A 15,744-nucleotide genomic window follows, 5' to 3' on the forward strand; every position below is an offset into this window, starting at 1 on the left:
ACGGCGGGTAACTGACTGGAGAGCTGCGCTCGTTTGCATCTCTAGTCGGTTAGCTCCCTTCGCTCGGGTTGTATCCGGCTTCCTCGACCGTTCGGATTTCCGTCCCGGAATCCACGTAGACGAAGTACCCATCGTACTCGCTGACATCCTTCGTGCCATCCGTGACTTCGGTAAACGCCGACGTGTCAGCGTCGCCGGATGGGTCCGTGAGGTCCACGCTCTCATCGCGGACGTACACCGTGACGTCGCTGCCGACATCGACGCCGTCCCCGAGGTCGTCGGTCACGTCGACCGACGACTCCGCGTTCAGGTCCGGCGTTGCGGAGACGAGATTGTACCCCTCGTGGAGGTACCGCGAGTGCAGCTGGCCGGTCTGGCTGTACGTGTACCCCACGCGTGCGCTCGAGGATTCACCGTAGACGTAGTATCCTTCCCCGGCCTCCTTCTCCGTCGGCGACACCCACTTCGAGTTATCGGCGGTTGGGTCGTACGTCGTCACGTCGCTGACGTTCTGGAAGACAACGTCCTCCGCGTCCATCGGAGTTCCTTCGACCTGATACCCCTCGTCCAGCCCGTTAGCCTCGTGGACGAGCGTGAGCGTATCGGTGTCTGACCCAGCGTCGGCTTGCGTGACTTCGACCGTGGTCTCCCCGGTCGCTGCGTCGTCCGCGATGTTCGTGGGATCGATCCGACCGTCGATAGCGCCATCGTTCACGTCGACAGTGTAGGTCGTACCGGCGATTTCGATGTCTGCAGTCTCGGTGGCTGCGCCGCCACTGGCGATGAGGTTCCCCTGTGCATCACGGACACCCGATGCCGTCACTCGTACCGATGTGTTCGAGTCTTCGACAACGCCGACGAACTCCTGATGGACCTGCAGACTGTCAACAGACGCGATTACGGTCTCAAGCGTCACCGAGTCCGTCGCGGTGTCCGTAGTACCGAAGCCATCGGTCGCAGTAAGCGTCAGCGAGACGTCGCCATCGCTCGCTGTCGGGTCCGATACCGTGAAGGAATCGTAGTACGTGTCACCGGAAGTGTGCGACAGGGTTAGCGATCCATCGCCGCCGAGGGACGACGCGTCGACGGTCACCGTATCGACACCAGCCTGATTATCAGTCACCTTTGCAGAGACTTTGACTGTGTCTCCAACTTCGACGGTGTCGTCGCCGCCTTTTTCAGTGACTTTCACGTTCTCCAGTGTCGGCTCCGTCGTGTCGACCGCGTACTCGACCTGCAACGTGTTTCCGTCCGGCGTCGGCGGCCCTGCAGAGTACGACCGCGTCTGTCCGGCGGCATCTGTTACGCGAACTGACGCAGTGTACGAGTCGTCATCACTGATGCCGTTGTCGCTCGTATTGTAACTCCAGTCCGACGTTCCGGAGACGCTCAGCCACTGTTCCGAATCCTGCCAGCCGGAGCCGTCGTAGTACTTTCCGTCGCTCCGCTGGAGTGATATTTCGACGCTGTCTATGCTGTTGTCGTCACCGGCAGTCCCGGTGATAGTCGCGGGACTGGTCAGATTCGCTCCGTCAGCGGGCGATTCGATGTTAGCCGTGGGATACTCATTGTCGACGATGAACGTGGTCGATGCCTCAGCGGACGTAAACCCGGTTCCCTTGTCGGCGGATATCGTCGCCTCTCCGGCGTCGAGACCGTCGCCGAAGTCCATCGCACTCAGATCGAGGGTGACGGAGAAATCCTTCGACACCGATTTTGTCACCGTGGCGATGTCGTCATCAGCGGGGTCCTGAATGAGGAACGTAACCTCACCGGAAGAATCGACGTTGCCCTCGACGGTTATCTGACCGTCCGGTGTAACGGGATCGTCTGTAACCGTGAAAGTCGAACTGTTGACCGCCGCGCTGACGCTAGCCGAGAACGTGACTGTTGTCGCAAACACTGCGATCAGTAACAGTATTGATAATCCGAGCGCCTGCGTTCGTGTTCGTGACGTGGAGCCTGTCATTTTTTATGTCTGTCAGTGCGGACAGCTGGTTGTTCTGTCCCGGACCGCGCTGGATAGCCGCTTCAGTATACACACAGCTAGACCGGGTAGTGCGTGATTCGCTGGGATACCAGGCCGTGACCAATCGACCTGCCGACGACCGCCCACCGTCCGTACCGAGCCACTGACCTTCTTAGGTATATCTTCTGAGGTATCTGATTAATACCTTACCCCAATATTATCATTCTAAATAACCAAAACGAATTTGTAGCTCCGGTGACCGGTGGTGGCGAACTCGATATCTGTCGACTGGCAGCGGAACCGAACCGATACTGTTGCGATGGCTCCTCGCCTGTCAGGTATAAAAACTGACCGTCTATTGGCTGGTAATTCGTCGCTGTAGGCGGCGTCAGTCGTCGGCTTCCGCGGCGGCTTCGGCCTCCGCCTCTGCGGCGGCCTCGGCCTCTGATTCGAGGTATTCGTCGGCGTCGATGGCGGCTTTACAGCCCATCCCGGCGGCGGTGACGGCCTGCTGGTAGTGGTAGTCGACGACGTCGCCGGCACCGAAGATGCCGTCGACGTCGGTGGCGGTCTGCCCGCCGCCTTTGCCTCCCTTCGCGACGATGTAGCCGGTGTCGTCGAGTTCGACGCCGGTGTCTTCGAGGTAGCCGGTGTTGGGCGTGTGGCCGATGGCCATGAAGACAGCGCCCACGTCGAAGTCGAACGTCTCGGTGTCGGGGTCGTCGAGGTTTTCCGAGGGATACCCCTCGTCGTTCCGTGCAAGGGTGACGTGGTCGACGCCGTCCTCGGGGGAGCCGTGGACCTCCAGCAGTTCGGTGTTCCGCATGATCTCGATCTCGCCCTCGTCGACCTTCTTTTGGACGCGGTCGATCCAGTAGTCCTCGGCGCGGAACTCCTCGCGGCGGTGTGCGATGTAGACGGTGTCGGCGAACTTCGTGAGGAAGTGGGCCTCCTCCATGGCCGCGTCGCCGCCGCCGACGACGAGCATGTCCTCGCCGCGGAAGAACGCGCCGTCGCAGGTGGCACACGTCGAGACGCCGTAGCCCATCAGGTCGTCCTCGCCGGGGACGCCCAGCGTCCGGGCACTGGCCCCGGAGGCGGCGATAAAGGCGTCACAAGTGTACACGTCGCCGTTCGACAGTTCCACGCGGAACGGCCGCTCGCTGTCGTCGATGTCCGCGACGATGCCGTGTTCGAGTTCGGCCCCGAACCGCTGGGCCTGCTCTTTCATATTGTTGATGAGGTCCGGTCCGGAGAGCCCCTCGGGGAAGCCGGGGAAGTTCTCGACTTCGCTGGTCAGCGTGAGCTGCCCGCCCGGTTCGTCGCCTTCCAGAACGAGTGGGTCGTTGTTGCTTCTGGCGGCGTAGATGGCCGCTGTCAGTCCCGCTGCGCCGGTGCCAGCGACGATGAGTCGTCGGTGTTCGACGGATTCTGTCATTAGTCAAGCTAAACTACCGGCCCGTATTTAGCTTGTGTTGTCGTGCGCCGAACTCGAACCGGGACGACACGCTTAGGCCGCTGCCACCGTTCGCTGGGGGTATGGCCGCCGATATCGAAGAGAAGACCGACCGCTACGAGGGACTGCTCGCGGAGGCACTTGACGCGGCATCAGTCGCGCCCCCTGAAGGGACGCCGATGCACGACGCCGCCCTGGAGTGTGAGGAGATGGCGGCGTCGTATCTTGAGGACGGTCGCCACTTCAGGGACGACGACGATCTGGTGAACGCCCTGGCGTCGTTCTCGTACGGGCACGCGTGGCTGGACGCGGGCGCACGCATCGGCCTCTTCGACGTGCCGACCGACGGTCACCTATTCACTGTCTGAAACTATGGCCTAATTTGGGTCTCAGTTCGGCAATCGGTTAAGTGTCAACAGTCCTCCGAATCTTTCGGGTCACATCATGAAACAGACCAGGCGCAGTGTCCTGCGGAGTATCGGTGCCGGAACAGCAGTCGCGGTCGGTGGTGTCGGTGCCGCCAGTGCCTCGCCGCCGAGTGAGGGTGAGACGATTGCCGATATTGCTTCGAATGATAGTCAGTTTACAACCCTGGTTGAGGCGCTGGCCGAGGCAGGCCTTGTCGGGGCACTCGACGGCAACAGACAACTCACAGTGCTCGCGCCGACGAACGCTGCGTTCGGCGACCTGCTGAACGAACTCGGTATTAGCAAAGAGGAACTCCTCGCGCGAGATGACCTCGCCGATATACTCTTGTACCACGTGATACCGGGCCGCCGCAAAGAGAAGTCTATCGTCAACGCCTCTCAGTTGCCAACACTCAACGGGGCGAAAATAGATGTCGACGGGACCAACCTCAACGGCGATCAGGCCGACATCGTCGCCACGAACATCGAGGCGTCGAACGGTTTCATCCACGTCATCGAAAACGGCGTTTTACTCCCGTAACCCGGCACACACGGGGTCTCACGTTCGTGCGTGGCGGCCGGCCAGAGTCGCCGGCCCCGCTGACCGCCTTATCGACCGCGGTCGGGTCGTTTCCGATCCCGACGCTCGCTACTGACGAATAACTACTGCAGTTGCGTTCGTGGGCAGTTATCATGCAGTCGGCCAGAGGATATACGTATGCCCCGGGAGTTGGGGCCAGTGATGGAGGGTGTCCTCTGGTACGTTCTCTCCGGGACCCGTGGGGGGCCGAACAGAGCCCGTATCCTCAAGGCCCTCGAGCGACGGCCCCGGAACGCCAACCAACTGGCGGAGGACCTCGACCTCGACTACAAGACCGTCCGGCACCACCTCGACGTGCTGTTGGACAACGGCGTCGTCGACAACACCGGCGGCGACTACGGCTCCGTCTACACGCTGACGGACAGGACCGAACAGTACTGGGACACCATCGAGGAAATCATCGCGGAGATCGAGTGACAATGGCTGAAATCGGGAAAGGAGTCTTACCACGAGCCGGCATAGGAGGGCACAGATGGCAGTCTGGATGACCGCGGCGAGTGTCGCTTCCGCGCTCAACGTCGTGGTCCTGCTCGTGCTACTGTCAGTCTGGACCCGGAACTACCTGGCAGTAGGCTCGAAACACGCCCTCGGACTGACCGTCTTCGGGTCACTGTTGCTCGCCGAGAACTGTCTGTCCGTCTACTACTACGTCCTTGACCCGGAGGTCGCCGTGCTGTTGCGAAGCGCCGCGCCTGTCGCCGGCCGCGCAATGACGTTTGTCGCGATACTTGAACTCGGAGGGCTGCTGTTTCTGGCGTGGATCTCGCTCGATTGAGCGGTCGCCGCGACATCCCACGAACGGGGGCTCTCGTCGCGCGGATGTATGCATCTGGAGCGTAATTGTAACCAAACTGTATCGACTGGTAACATCGTTTTTTATATCTCATCACTCCCCCACGATGTGCGGAACCACACGGTGACTCCCGCTGACCCGGTAACTCCGGGACTGAATCGGCGTTCCCAGCCTCTCCGGAGCGGCCGTATCGAGGCGAAGGCTGGTCGTTCGTCGGCGCATCGACGGAGTCAGACGGCGCCGCAATCCCCCATATATGCGTTGCGCACGAAGGGTGGCGACGACCACCAAGGTTATATAGGGGCATTTCTAGCCATGTCATCTCTTATCACGGCGCTGTCCGGCGATCCTGGCGGAAAATCGGCGAAAGGTTTATATACTTTACGGACTAACTATAGGGTAAGACAGTTTCCCCAAACGGTCTTAAAATTTCTGCACCCGGCAGAACAGGACTCCCAATCATGAGTGAATCAACAACGCGGACAAGCACACGAGAACGAAACGAGCAGATAACCGAATCGACGGAGCAGGAGGACGTAGAGACCTGTCCCGAATGTAGCGGCAACGTCGTCACGGACACCGAACACGGCGAAACAGTCTGTGAGGACTGTGGACTGGTCGTCGAAGAGGACGAGATCGACCGCGGACCGGAATGGCGGGCGTTCAACTCCGCCGAGAAGGACCGCAAGTCCCGCGTCGGCGCGCCGACGACGAACATGATGCACGACAAGGGCCTCTCGACCAACATCGGCTGGCAGAACAAGGACGCCTACGGGCGTTCCCTCTCCAGCGAGCAGCGCCAGAAGATGCAGCGGCTCCGAACCTGGAACGAGCGGTTCCGGACTCGGGACTCCAAGGAGCGCAACCTCAAGCAGGCGCTTGGCGAAATCGACCGGATGGCCTCCGCACTGGGGCTTCCCCAGAACGTCCGCGAGACGGCCAGCGTCATCTACCGCCGCGCGCTCGGTGACGACCTGCTCCCGGGCCGGTCCATCGAGGGCGTCGCGACATCCGCGCTGTACGCGGCCGCTCGCATGGCCGGGAACCCCCGCTCGCTCGACGAGATGGCCCGCGTCTCCCGAGTCGAGAAGATGGAACTCACACGGACCTACCGGTACATCGTCAGGGAACTCAGCCTCGAAGTCCAGCCGGCGGACCCGGAGCACTACCTCCCGCGGTTCATCTCCGACCTCGGACTCAGCGAGGAGACCCAGCGACAGGCCCGTGACCTCGTCGAGGGAGCCCGCCAGTCTGGGATGCTCTCCGGCAAGTCACCGGTCGGCATCGCCGCTGCGGCCGTCTACGCCGCCGCCCTGTTGACCAACGAGAAGGTCACCCAGAGCCAGGTCAGCGACGTGGCCGACATCTCCGAAGTGACCATCCGAAACCGCTACAAGGAACTCCTCGAAGCTGAAGACCTTCCGGCCTAACGCCCGATGAAGGCAGACCGGTGGGGAGACGCCAAGGCTTTTTATCATTGGCCATGTGTGTGAGTAACATACATGGAGGAAGCGTACGTGCGATTGCTCTGTCCTGAGTGTAAGAAAGACTGGGAGTCGACGCCGACAGACTTGCCGCGACACGACACGACGTTCCACTGCCCGAACTGTCACGCGAGCCATCGGCTCGCCGTTTTCACCCGTACGGAAAACGACTTGCAGACGCTGAAAGGTCTGCAGTAGCTACTCGCTCGTCGCCGAGCGTGCGCCACACGCTTCACAGCGGAGCAGCAGCGCGCCCTGTTCCCGTTCTAGCTGCGTGTCCGGCAGCCCACACTCCGAGCAGAGCACGAACTCGTCGACGTAATCGTCGATAGACGCCTCGATGCGGTCGGCGTCGAACTCGCCGGTCAGCCGCGCCCGGCCGCTCTCGTCGATGTGCCCGCTCGTCCCGAGGTCGTTCTGGAGGAACTTCATCACGTGGTCGTCCTCGCGTCCGAGTCGGGAACACGTCGACTGGAAGTTCTCGTACACGGTGACGTTGCCTTCCTGGCGGACCTCCGGGTCCGGGACCTCGAAGCGTTCGCTTGTGCCGTCGATCTCGGGTGTCTCTTCCATCGCCCGGTCAAGCATATCGTCGTATTCCATACTCATACGTCACGGAGCAGTCGACAAAAACTTTTCATACGGATTGCTGGGTCGGTTTACCGGTATGTGTCGATCCCGAGGTCGGCACTATCCGGAAGTGATCTACAACAATCCGTATCAGCCGGTGGTCGCCCGCTATCGCCAGGCTGTAAGTGTACAGGTTTCGTCCGCTACCATCGAGACCCAGGTGTCATCGTGGGCAATATCGGCGATGACGAACCGCTGCTGGCCGTCGACATCGTCGACAGCACACATCACATCAGACGCAGTTCCCGACCGACGGGTGGGACGTTCAACCTCGTAAGACACAATTGTTCATCTAGGATGTGCGGTAATGAATGTGTCGTACTCGTTTCGTCTTTTGATACTCTGAAACCCGGCCATTTATGCAACAAAACGACTCGTGTCTTCCTATTGCCGTTGTGAGTATCAAGGCCGATTCAACAATCGTCGATGCCAACGGCCGGAGACAGCCGCGCTGAATCGCCGCGAGCAGTCCCGGATATGTCAGGGAGCCAGCCGGTTCTTGCGCCCTTTCATCTCCCGCTCGTAGTAGTCGAAGGTCTTGGGACACCAGTCGGCTGCCAGGTCGAGCATCTCCTCGGTCATCTCCCGGATCTCCCACTGTGCGTCCGCCGCGGCTCGCATGTCCGCGACGTGCATCAGCATCCGGGCGTTCATCGACATCACGATGTTCACCTTAGTGCCGATTGGCAGCACGAACCGAGCGTCTTCCGGCGGCATTCCCAGCTCAAGCAGTTCCTGGTACGATTCGACCGCCTGCTCGATGGTGTCTTTGAATATCTCCGCGCGTTCTTCGAACTCCTCGTCGGAGACGCTCGCTTTCTGTTGGTTCCGACCCACCCAGTCCGGGTCCGTCGCGGACGGCGGCGTCACGACCATCTCGCCCTCGCGGACGGCTTCGGGGTCGACATCGTCGAAGGAGACGTACCGCATCGACTGCACGTCGAAGGAGACGTGTCGGTGGCGGGTGATCTGGGCCATACAGGAGCGGGAGACGCCTTCGACGGCGAAGGTGGCCTGCGCGTGTTCGAAGGGGCCGAAGTGGCCGTGGTCGAGCAGATGCCCGATGAGCGTCTCTTTCTTGTCGTCAAGGGTGTCCCCGTCGACCTCAGCCATCGTCGCTTCCAGGGACTGGCTGCCGACGGAGGTGTCGCTGTAGTCGTTGCGTGCTGCCTTGCAGATGAGATCCTCGGGGTCGTCTGTCGCTTCGAGCAGCTTTACGTCCATATCGGGTGGGTGGTCCGGAGCGGCAAAATACTTCCTTACCGGACCGACACGATGTTCGGACCGCCTGTGGCTACGTGATCAGATGTCCTGCCAGTCGGTCGGTTCGCCGGCCAGTCCGAGCACGCGGGCCTCGCGGCCGCCGCCCTCGGCGTCGCGCACGTCGATCATCCCGTCGAACGCCTGCTTGATGACCTGCAGTGTCTGGTCATCGTGAGCGCCGGAGTCGATGGTGAACACGCCGATGTAGCCCGCGGAGTCGAGCCGCGAGGACAGCACGTGACAGAACTTGAATACGGTCTTCTTGTCCGTGTAGGTCAGCATCGTTGACAGCGAGACGAGGGCCAGACGGCCCTGTTCGTTGCCGGCGTTGTGCAGTCCCTCCAGCGCCTTCGTGATGCCGATACCGATGCCGGTGAGATCACCGGGCGAAGAGACGTGGTGGGCGTGGGCGTTGCCGATTGCCGCTTCGTCTGTGCCACCTTCGCCGCGACAGTCGATGACACCGAGTTGGGAGTCGTCGAGGTCGGGCACGAGCGACCGGAACTCCTCGACGACACTGCCCGCGCCGTCACCGGTCGTCACGACAACTGCGCCGTTGCCCTTGCGCAGCCCATCGGCGAGCACATCGTACGCGAGTCGTTCCTTCCCGCTCATTGCCGGTCCGGAGATCAGGATGCTGGACCCTGGCCGGACCTCACTGAGCGCATCGAACTCTAGTACTGAGGTGAGATCATACATTGTTTGTCGCTCAGTTGTCTTCATCGTCGCTCAGTCCGCGAAGCGTTGCGATGAAATCGGAGTCGTCTTCGATGCCACCGAGTGTCTCCGAGAGGTCGTCTCGCATCTCAGCGACTCTCTGGCTCAGTTCGTCGTACTGGTCACTCTCCGCCAGCTCTGCGCTCGATTTCGTCGCTTCGAGCGTCGCCTGCTTCTCGACGAGCGCGTAGTACTCCTGCAGCAGGGAGTCGTACTCGGAGCGGTCGAGCAGATTGTCGACCGTCTCGTGGAGCTGTTCGCTCCGGATCGGCTTTGAGAGGTATGCGTCAAAGCCCATCTCCAGAATGTCGAAGTCCGGCTCGACGGCGGTGACCATCGCCACCCGACAGCCCAGGTCCCGCTCGCGAATGCGCTCCAGCACTTCGTCCCCGGAGAGGCCGGGCATCATCCGGTCGAGCAACACGACGTCGACATCCGCGTCCAGTTGCTCCAGGCCCTCGTCGCCGTTCTGTGCCATGCGGACCTCGTACTCCTGTTGCAGCCACAGTTTGTACGTCTCGGCAACATCTGGTTCGTCTTCGACGATAAGCACCACAGGTAGGTCCGAATCTGACATAATGTTCTACTATCCCCCGTTTGCATATCCACGTACATAGCCCTGTGGGTGCGTGATTGCGGCCGGTGACAGAACGATACCCACATCCGGGACGACGGCCAATGGGCGGGTAATGATTCGAAATCTCGCCCGTGGGCAACAGGCCTTCACGAGCAACGTGTTCCTCGTCACCGGGGACCGAACCGTTCTGGTCGACGTCGGCAACGAGTTCGACGTGGTGTCGGCTGTCGAAGAACACGCCGACGATATCGACGCTGTCGCCGTCACTCACACCCACTACGACCACGTCGAGAACCTCGACAGTGTCGTCGACACCTTCGACGTGCCGGTGTACGGCTACGACACGGACCAAGACGGCGTCGAGCACGCTATCGCTGACGACGAGACGATACAGCTGGGCGACCACGGCTACCGGGCGCTGCACACGCCCGGCCACAAGAACGACCACCTCTGCTTTTATTCGGCGGACGCCGGCGTCCTGTTCGCCGGCGACCTCGTGTTCGCCAACGGGAGCTTCGGCCGGACCGACCTCGAAGAGGGCGACCGTGACCTGCTCGTCGACAGTATCCAGCGGGTCCTGTCGGTTGTCGACGAGGACCTACAGGAGATGCACACCGGCCACGGACCGAGCGTCACCGACGCGCCGTACCAGGACATCGAACTGGCCCTGCAGGCCGCGAAGTTCTGAGAGCGCGGCTGAGCGATAGTTTTAGTCGAACGCACAGGCCAGCAGCGCGTCGTAGGCGTGGTCGTACGCGTCGGCGACAGCCGCCGGGTCGTTGCGCTGCTCGCTGTCGAGCGCGGGCAGGCGCACCGCGGCGACCTGCTCGATGAGGTCGACGACGTTTGGCACCCGCTCCTCCAGTTGGCCGTCGCCGGGGCCGCCGGTGGCGATCTGACAGGCCTTGCTGTACCGGTCGCCGTCGTAGATGCGCGCTCGGCCCGGTTCGACGACGGCCACGGCGTCCGGTTCGATGCCCGACAGCGGCCGGGCCACGTCGCCGTAGGACTCGACGACCGCCCGGTCCGTCGATTCGATGTCCGCGGCGAGCGACTCCAGCGCTTCGACGTGCATCACCCGCATCAGGTCGTTGAAATCGGCGACTGAGGTGACCCGTGGCGCGTTAGCAAGTGGGAGTCGCTCGCCGACAGAGTCGGGCAGGTCGACGGTCCCGTTTACGACGTACTCGACGCCCGTTTCGGAACTCGGGCGGCCGACCCGGTCGACGACGAACTGCTGGTTGTCCTTGCCGAGCAGCCCCGTCTCGGCCCCCGGCGAGGGATGCCACAGGCGGTGAATCGGGTTGAGTTCTTCCGGGGCGACATCGCTCGGTGACGCGGCCGCGAGGCGCTTCGCGTCCTTGCCGTACAGCCGCCCCCCGTTCGTTGCGCGCTGGTAGTCGTCGTGGTCGAACCAGTAGTTGTTGCCCGCCCTGGGCTTGAACCCCTGGGCGCTGGTCCGCTCCAGCAGGCCGACGCTGAACGTGGTCTTGCCCGCGTCGACCCGGTCACTGCCGGCGACGAGGAGCTTCATGACTCGGCGAGGCCATACAGCCCGACTACGTCGTCGTCCTGCGGGTCGGCTATCACGAGGTCGTCCTGGTTGAAGATCATCCACGGGATCGCCCAGTCGATGAACACCGACTCGTTGGCCTCGCTGAGTTCGGCGTCCGCCGGGAGGCCCTGGAGGAGGCGGGCGATTTCCGGGATGGTGTACAGTTTGTCGGGGTCGAGAATGTCCGCGGGCTCGTGGAGTTCGAACGACAGTATCTCGTCGAACTCCTGCTTGTCGACAGGCATACCCGCCGGTATGCCGAGCGAGTGGGTAAATCCCTCGAACTGGGCGGAACCCATTTACTTGCTGGGCTGGATTATAACCCAATGGCCACGCTGCTCGTCGGCTACGCCTTTCTCCTGCTTGTCGTGGCCGTCGTCATCGGGGCGCTGTCGCTGTATGCGTGGGGTCGACGCGACTACACCGGCGGGACCGCGCTCTCGGTTCTGCTCGCCGGGCTCGTGATCTGGACCACCTCTGTCGCGGTCGGTATCCTCACTCGCGGCAGTGAACTGGCTCTGGTCTGGGCCCACACCGTCTTCGTTGGCGTGGTTATCTCCGTCGGTGGCCTGTTGGTGTTCGCGCTGGCCTACACTGGGAAGGAACGGTTCCTCGGACCACGGACGTACGCACTCCTGACTATCGAGCCTGTGGTGTTCTTTACTGTGCTTCTCGCCGGCCCTGATGGCCTGATATACCGCGTCACCGGCCCCGCGGATGTTGGCATGTACGGCTGGAATATGGCTCTCGGCCCGGTGTTCTGGGGCCATCTGGTTTACTCGTACGCGCTCATCGCGGTTTCGAGTGTCCTCATTATACATTACGCGCTCGTCTCCGGCAGTCTATATAGGAAACAGGTGTACGCCGTCTTGCTCTCCGTCTTCCTCCCGTGGTTCGGCAGCGTCGTCAGCACCTTCGCAGACACCGAGATCGCCTTCACTCCCTTGCTGGTCGGAGGGACCGGGATCGTCCTCTCGTGGGCATTTTTCAAAGGGCGGCTGCTGGATATCTCGCCGGTCGCTTACCGAGAGGTCGTCGAATCGCTCAACAGCGCCGTGTTCGTCGTCGATACGGACGACACGATAATCGAGGCCAACGACGCCGGCCGCCGACTGCTCGAGGACGAAATCATCGTCGGGCAGTCCGTCGACGACGCGCTCGACACGTCGCCGGAGCTACTCGAAAAGTACCGCGGTCTGAACGACGATGCCGAGGAAACGCAGGCCATCATCGAGCAGAACGACCGGTTTTTCGACGTCCAGCTCACTCCGCTGTATGACTCCCGCGACGCGCTGGTCGGACGCGTGTTTCTCGTCCACGAAATCACCGAGCAAAAAGAGCGCGAGCGGGAGCTCGAACGCCGGAACCAGCAGCTCGACCAGTTCGCCGCTGTCCTCTCGCACGACTTGCGGAACCCGCTGAACGTGGCCTCGGGCCGACTGGCGCTGGCACGAGAGCGGAACGATCCCGAAGAGTTCGACCGTGTCGAAGCGGCCCACGACCGGATGAGTAGCCTCATCGACGAGGTGCTCGCTTTCGCCCGCGACGAGAAGACGACCGACCGGGTCAAGCTACAGCTTTCGGCGCTGGCGAAGGCGGCCTGGGGCCACGTCGACACCGGAGGGGCGACCTTGCGAATCGCCGGCGATAGGGAGATCACCGGCGACCGCGACCAGCTCCTCCAGCTGTTCGAGAACGTGTTTCGGAACAGCGTGGAGCATGGCTCCACGGGCAGTCGGCCGGGGGCCGACGACAGCGTGGAACACGGCGGTGCGGGGGTAACGATACGCGTCGACGCCACCCCGGACGGGTTCACGATCAGCGACGACGGCCCCGGTGTGCCGCCCGAGGAACGAGAAGAGGTATTCACGCATGGCGTTACCAGTTCCGAGTCGGGAACCGGCCTCGGACTGGCCATCGTCCAGCACGTCATCGAGTCCCACGGGTGGGACGTCGAGATGACGGAAAGCCGGTCCGGCGGCGCGAAACTCGTTATTTCCGGGCTCGAAACGAGGCCGACACAGTTGTCTGAGACGCCGTCCTGAGCAGTCGACAGTATAAGGCCCGTTCGGCTGTGAACTGCGGTATGGCTGCCGACGATCACATTGGAGCGTTGCTCGCCCGGCTGTCCCGCCCACAGAAACTCGCCCTCGTTCGCGGCGCAACCGACCCGGAGGGCATAGCGACGGGGTATCTGCCGGGCGTCGAGGAGGCCGGGATTCCGCCGTTTCGTCTCGTCGACGGGCCGCTGGGTATCCGCGCCGAGGGCCAGCGTGCGACTGCTTTTCCGTCGTCGATTGCGACCGCGGCGACGTTCGACCCCGACCTGGCTCGGCGACACGGGGCAGCGATGGGCCGCGAGGCGACGGCGCTCGGCCAGGACGCGCTGCTCGCACCCGGCGTGAACATCATTCGGGTTCCACACTGCGGTCGCAATTTCGAATATCTCTCCGAGGACCCCGTCCACGCCGGCGCTGTCGGGGCCGGCCTTATCGACGGCATTCAGTCCGCGGATGTCGTCGCCACAGTGAAACACTTCGTCGCTAACAACCAGGAGACACACCGCACGACCGTCAGCGCCGAGGTGGACGAGCCGACGCTCCGAGAGCTGTATCTCCCACCGTTCCGTTCGGCCGTCGATGCCGGAGCTGGGTCGGTGATGACGGCGTACAACCGGGTCAACGGCATCCATATGAGCGACCACGAGCGCCTCGTCGGCGACGTGCTCAAAGGCGAGTGGGGGTTCGACGGCTACGTCGTCTCGGACTGGTACGGACTGGAGAGTACCGTCGGTGCGGCGAACGCGGGACTGGACTTAGAGATGCCCGGCGTGGCAGCCCCCGGAGCGGCGGAAGCCGCCGACAGCGAAACCGAGGGCGGCGACGCGGCCTTCGAATGGCCCGACGGCATCCCGGACGCGACGCGCGCGGGCCTGTTCGGCGACCCGCTCGCCGACGCCATCGACAGTGGCGAGGTTCCGGCCGACCGACTGGACGACATGGTCCGCCGGATTCTCGGCCAGATGGACCGATTCGGGCGGCTGGACAGCGATCAGACCGCCGCCGAAGGCGGTGAAACCGACGACGACACCGGCGAACTCGACAGCCAGCGGCACCGAGATATCGCCGCGGACGTGGCGGCCCGCGGGACCGTGCTGCTCGACAACGACGGCGTCCTGCCGCTGGATGACGGGGCGGACGTGGCTGTCATCGGGCCGAACATCGACGAGCCGAAACTGGGCGGGGGCGGTTCCTCCGAGACGACACCGATCCACTCGGTTACCCCAGTCGAAGGGATAGAATCTCGCGCCGAGGGAGCAGTCACGACAGCGTTCGGCGTGCCGCAGATCGAGTCCGTCTCGCTGTTCGACCTCCTGCCGTTCGTCGGCGAAGACGAGGAAGCCGACGGTGCGGCTGAGGACACCGCCGACCGGGACCAGTCGCTTGATGACGCCGCCGAAGCGGCCGCGGCCGCCGATGTCGCCGTGGTGTTCGTTCGCGATGCGACGACGGAGGCGCGGGATCGCGAATCACTGGCACTGCCAGGCCAGCAAGACGAACTCGTTTCGGCCGTCGCCGCGGCCAACGAGAACACCGTAGTCGTCATCAGGTCCGGCGGCCCCGTCGAACTTCCGTGGCGCGAGGACGTGGCCGCAGTCCTCGAACAGTGGTATCCCGGCCAGGCGGACGGCGACGCGGCGGCCGCCGTCCTCTACGGCGACCGCGACCCGAGCGGCCGGCTCCCGGTCACCTTCGCCCCAGAAAACGAGTACCCGACCGTTGGGGACGAACGCCGCTACCCCGGCGTCGACGATGAAGTCTACTACGATGAGGGCGTGTTCGTCGGCTACCGGCACTTCGACGACGCGGACGTGGACCCGACCTACCCGTTCGGCCACGGCCACTCGTACGCGACGTTCGAATACGGCGATGCCGAAACCACAGGCGAGCAGACAGTCGCAGTCCCCGTCGAGAACGTCGACAACAGGCCGGGCCGAGAGGTCGTCCAGGCCTACGTCCGACCGCCGTCCGTGGCTGGCGTCGACCGCCCGGCACGCGAACTCGCCGGGTTCGAGGCCGTGCAGTTGGACGCCGGCGAGCGCCAGACGGTGGAACTGGCGCTGGACGATCTGGCGTTCTCACGGTACGACCCAGAGGACGGCTGGACGGTCGATACCGGAACGTACACCGTCGAAATCGGCCGGTCGTCGCGAGACGTTCGGACGACTGCGACAGTCGACCGCTAGCGCGTCTGCCCCTCTATCGACTGAAACACCGATTCGTCGGCTAAGA

General features: G+C 62.9%; 18 protein-coding genes. 9 read left to right on the forward strand and 9 right to left on the reverse strand.

What is annotated here, in order from left to right; translation table 11 throughout:
- Positions 1–49: 49 nt before the first annotated feature.
- A complete protein-coding gene (locus ACOZ4H_RS09165) occupies positions 50–1,969 on the reverse strand; it encodes an Ig-like domain-containing protein (protein ID WP_424328986.1) in 1,920 nt (639 codons plus the stop codon).
- Positions 1,970–2,357: 388 nt separating this feature from the next.
- On the reverse strand, positions 2,358–3,407 hold the full coding sequence (locus ACOZ4H_RS09170) for an NAD(P)/FAD-dependent oxidoreductase (RefSeq protein WP_424328987.1): 1,050 nt from the start codon (positions 3,405–3,407) through the stop codon (positions 2,358–2,360).
- A gap of 101 nt (positions 3,408–3,508) precedes the next feature.
- On the opposite strand from ACOZ4H_RS09170, the gene ACOZ4H_RS09175 reads away from it, so the two are divergent.
- The 6 genes from ACOZ4H_RS09175 to ACOZ4H_RS09200 all read left to right on the forward strand — a co-directional run bounded on the left by ACOZ4H_RS09175 (position 3,509) and on the right by ACOZ4H_RS09200 (position 6,908).
- Positions 3,509–3,793 carry a DUF357 domain-containing protein gene (locus ACOZ4H_RS09175; protein ID WP_424328988.1) on the forward strand — a complete coding sequence of 95 codons (285 nt, stop codon included), beginning with the start codon at positions 3,509–3,511 and terminating at the stop codon, positions 3,791–3,793.
- Positions 3,794–3,869: 76 nt separating this feature from the next.
- Positions 3,870–4,373, forward strand: coding sequence for a fasciclin domain-containing protein (locus ACOZ4H_RS09180; protein ID WP_424328989.1), 504 nt, complete (start codon positions 3,870–3,872; stop codon positions 4,371–4,373).
- Between the two features lie 201 nt (positions 4,374–4,574).
- Positions 4,575–4,850, forward strand: a complete 276-nt coding sequence (locus tag ACOZ4H_RS09185) for a winged helix-turn-helix domain-containing protein (RefSeq protein WP_424330355.1) — start codon at positions 4,575–4,577, stop codon at positions 4,848–4,850.
- 55 nt (positions 4,851–4,905) lie between these two features.
- Positions 4,906–5,208: a hypothetical protein gene (locus tag ACOZ4H_RS09190; protein WP_424328990.1), complete on the forward strand. Its 303-nt coding sequence runs from the start codon at positions 4,906–4,908 to the stop codon at positions 5,206–5,208.
- A 479-nt stretch (positions 5,209–5,687) separates the two neighbouring features.
- A complete protein-coding gene (locus ACOZ4H_RS09195; RefSeq protein ID WP_424328991.1) occupies positions 5,688–6,656 on the forward strand; it encodes a transcription initiation factor IIB in 969 nt (322 codons plus the stop codon).
- 72 nt (positions 6,657–6,728) lie between these two features.
- Positions 6,729–6,908: a hypothetical protein gene (locus ACOZ4H_RS09200; protein ID WP_004515550.1), complete on the forward strand. Its 180-nt coding sequence runs from the start codon at positions 6,729–6,731 to the stop codon at positions 6,906–6,908.
- Here ACOZ4H_RS09200 and ACOZ4H_RS09205 read toward each other — a convergent pair whose 3' ends face one another.
- The 5 genes from ACOZ4H_RS09205 to ACOZ4H_RS09225 all read right to left on the reverse strand — a co-directional run bounded on the left by ACOZ4H_RS09205 (position 6,909) and on the right by ACOZ4H_RS09225 (position 9,897).
- Complete coding sequence (locus ACOZ4H_RS09205) at positions 6,909–7,313, reverse strand: translation initiation factor IF-2 subunit beta (protein WP_424328992.1); 405 nt, start codon at positions 7,311–7,313, stop codon at positions 6,909–6,911.
- 135 nt (positions 7,314–7,448) lie between these two features.
- Positions 7,449–7,622: a DUF7556 family protein gene (locus tag ACOZ4H_RS09210; RefSeq protein ID WP_424328993.1), complete on the reverse strand. Its 174-nt coding sequence runs from the start codon at positions 7,620–7,622 to the stop codon at positions 7,449–7,451.
- Between the two features lie 198 nt (positions 7,623–7,820).
- On the reverse strand, positions 7,821–8,564 hold the full coding sequence (thyX, locus tag ACOZ4H_RS09215; protein WP_424328994.1) for an FAD-dependent thymidylate synthase: 744 nt from the start codon (positions 8,562–8,564) through the stop codon (positions 7,821–7,823).
- Positions 8,565–8,642: 78 nt separating this feature from the next.
- Positions 8,643–9,302, reverse strand: coding sequence for an RAD55 family ATPase (locus ACOZ4H_RS09220; RefSeq protein WP_424328995.1), 660 nt, complete (start codon positions 9,300–9,302; stop codon positions 8,643–8,645).
- A gap of 10 nt (positions 9,303–9,312) precedes the next feature.
- Positions 9,313–9,897 (reverse strand): response regulator, encoded by a 585-nt coding sequence (locus ACOZ4H_RS09225; RefSeq protein WP_424328996.1) that lies wholly within the window; start codon positions 9,895–9,897, stop codon positions 9,313–9,315.
- Between the two features lie 112 nt (positions 9,898–10,009).
- On the opposite strand from ACOZ4H_RS09225, the gene ACOZ4H_RS09230 reads away from it, so the two are divergent.
- Positions 10,010–10,585, forward strand: a complete 576-nt coding sequence (locus tag ACOZ4H_RS09230) for an MBL fold metallo-hydrolase (protein ID WP_424328997.1) — start codon at positions 10,010–10,012, stop codon at positions 10,583–10,585.
- A gap of 21 nt (positions 10,586–10,606) precedes the next feature.
- On the opposite strand, the gene ACOZ4H_RS09235 is transcribed toward ACOZ4H_RS09230, so the two are convergent.
- The gene (locus ACOZ4H_RS09235; RefSeq protein ID WP_424328998.1) at positions 10,607–11,431 is read right to left on the reverse strand and encodes an ATPase; all 825 of its coding nucleotides are present in this window, start codon (positions 11,429–11,431) and stop codon (positions 10,607–10,609) included.
- Positions 11,428–11,751: a DUF5827 family protein gene (locus ACOZ4H_RS09240; RefSeq protein ID WP_424328999.1), complete on the reverse strand. Its 324-nt coding sequence runs from the start codon at positions 11,749–11,751 to the stop codon at positions 11,428–11,430. The genes ACOZ4H_RS09235 and ACOZ4H_RS09240 overlap by 4 nt, the downstream gene beginning before the upstream one ends.
- A 27-nt stretch (positions 11,752–11,778) precedes the next feature.
- Here ACOZ4H_RS09240 and ACOZ4H_RS09245 point away from each other — a divergent pair, with 27 nt between their 5' ends.
- The gene (locus tag ACOZ4H_RS09245; RefSeq protein ID WP_424329000.1) at positions 11,779–13,497 is read left to right on the forward strand and encodes a histidine kinase N-terminal 7TM domain-containing protein; all 1,719 of its coding nucleotides are present in this window, start codon (positions 11,779–11,781) and stop codon (positions 13,495–13,497) included.
- A 41-nt stretch (positions 13,498–13,538) separates the two neighbouring features.
- Positions 13,539–15,698 (forward strand): beta-glucosidase family protein, encoded by a 2,160-nt coding sequence (locus ACOZ4H_RS09250; RefSeq protein ID WP_424329001.1) that lies wholly within the window; start codon positions 13,539–13,541, stop codon positions 15,696–15,698.
- The last annotated feature ends 46 nt before the right edge of the window (positions 15,699–15,744 follow it).

The sequence above is a fragment of the Haloarcula amylolytica genome, from assembly GCF_049705545.1.
In the GTDB taxonomy this organism is placed as follows: Archaea; Halobacteriota; Halobacteria; order Halobacteriales; family Haloarculaceae; genus Haloarcula; species Haloarcula amylolytica_B.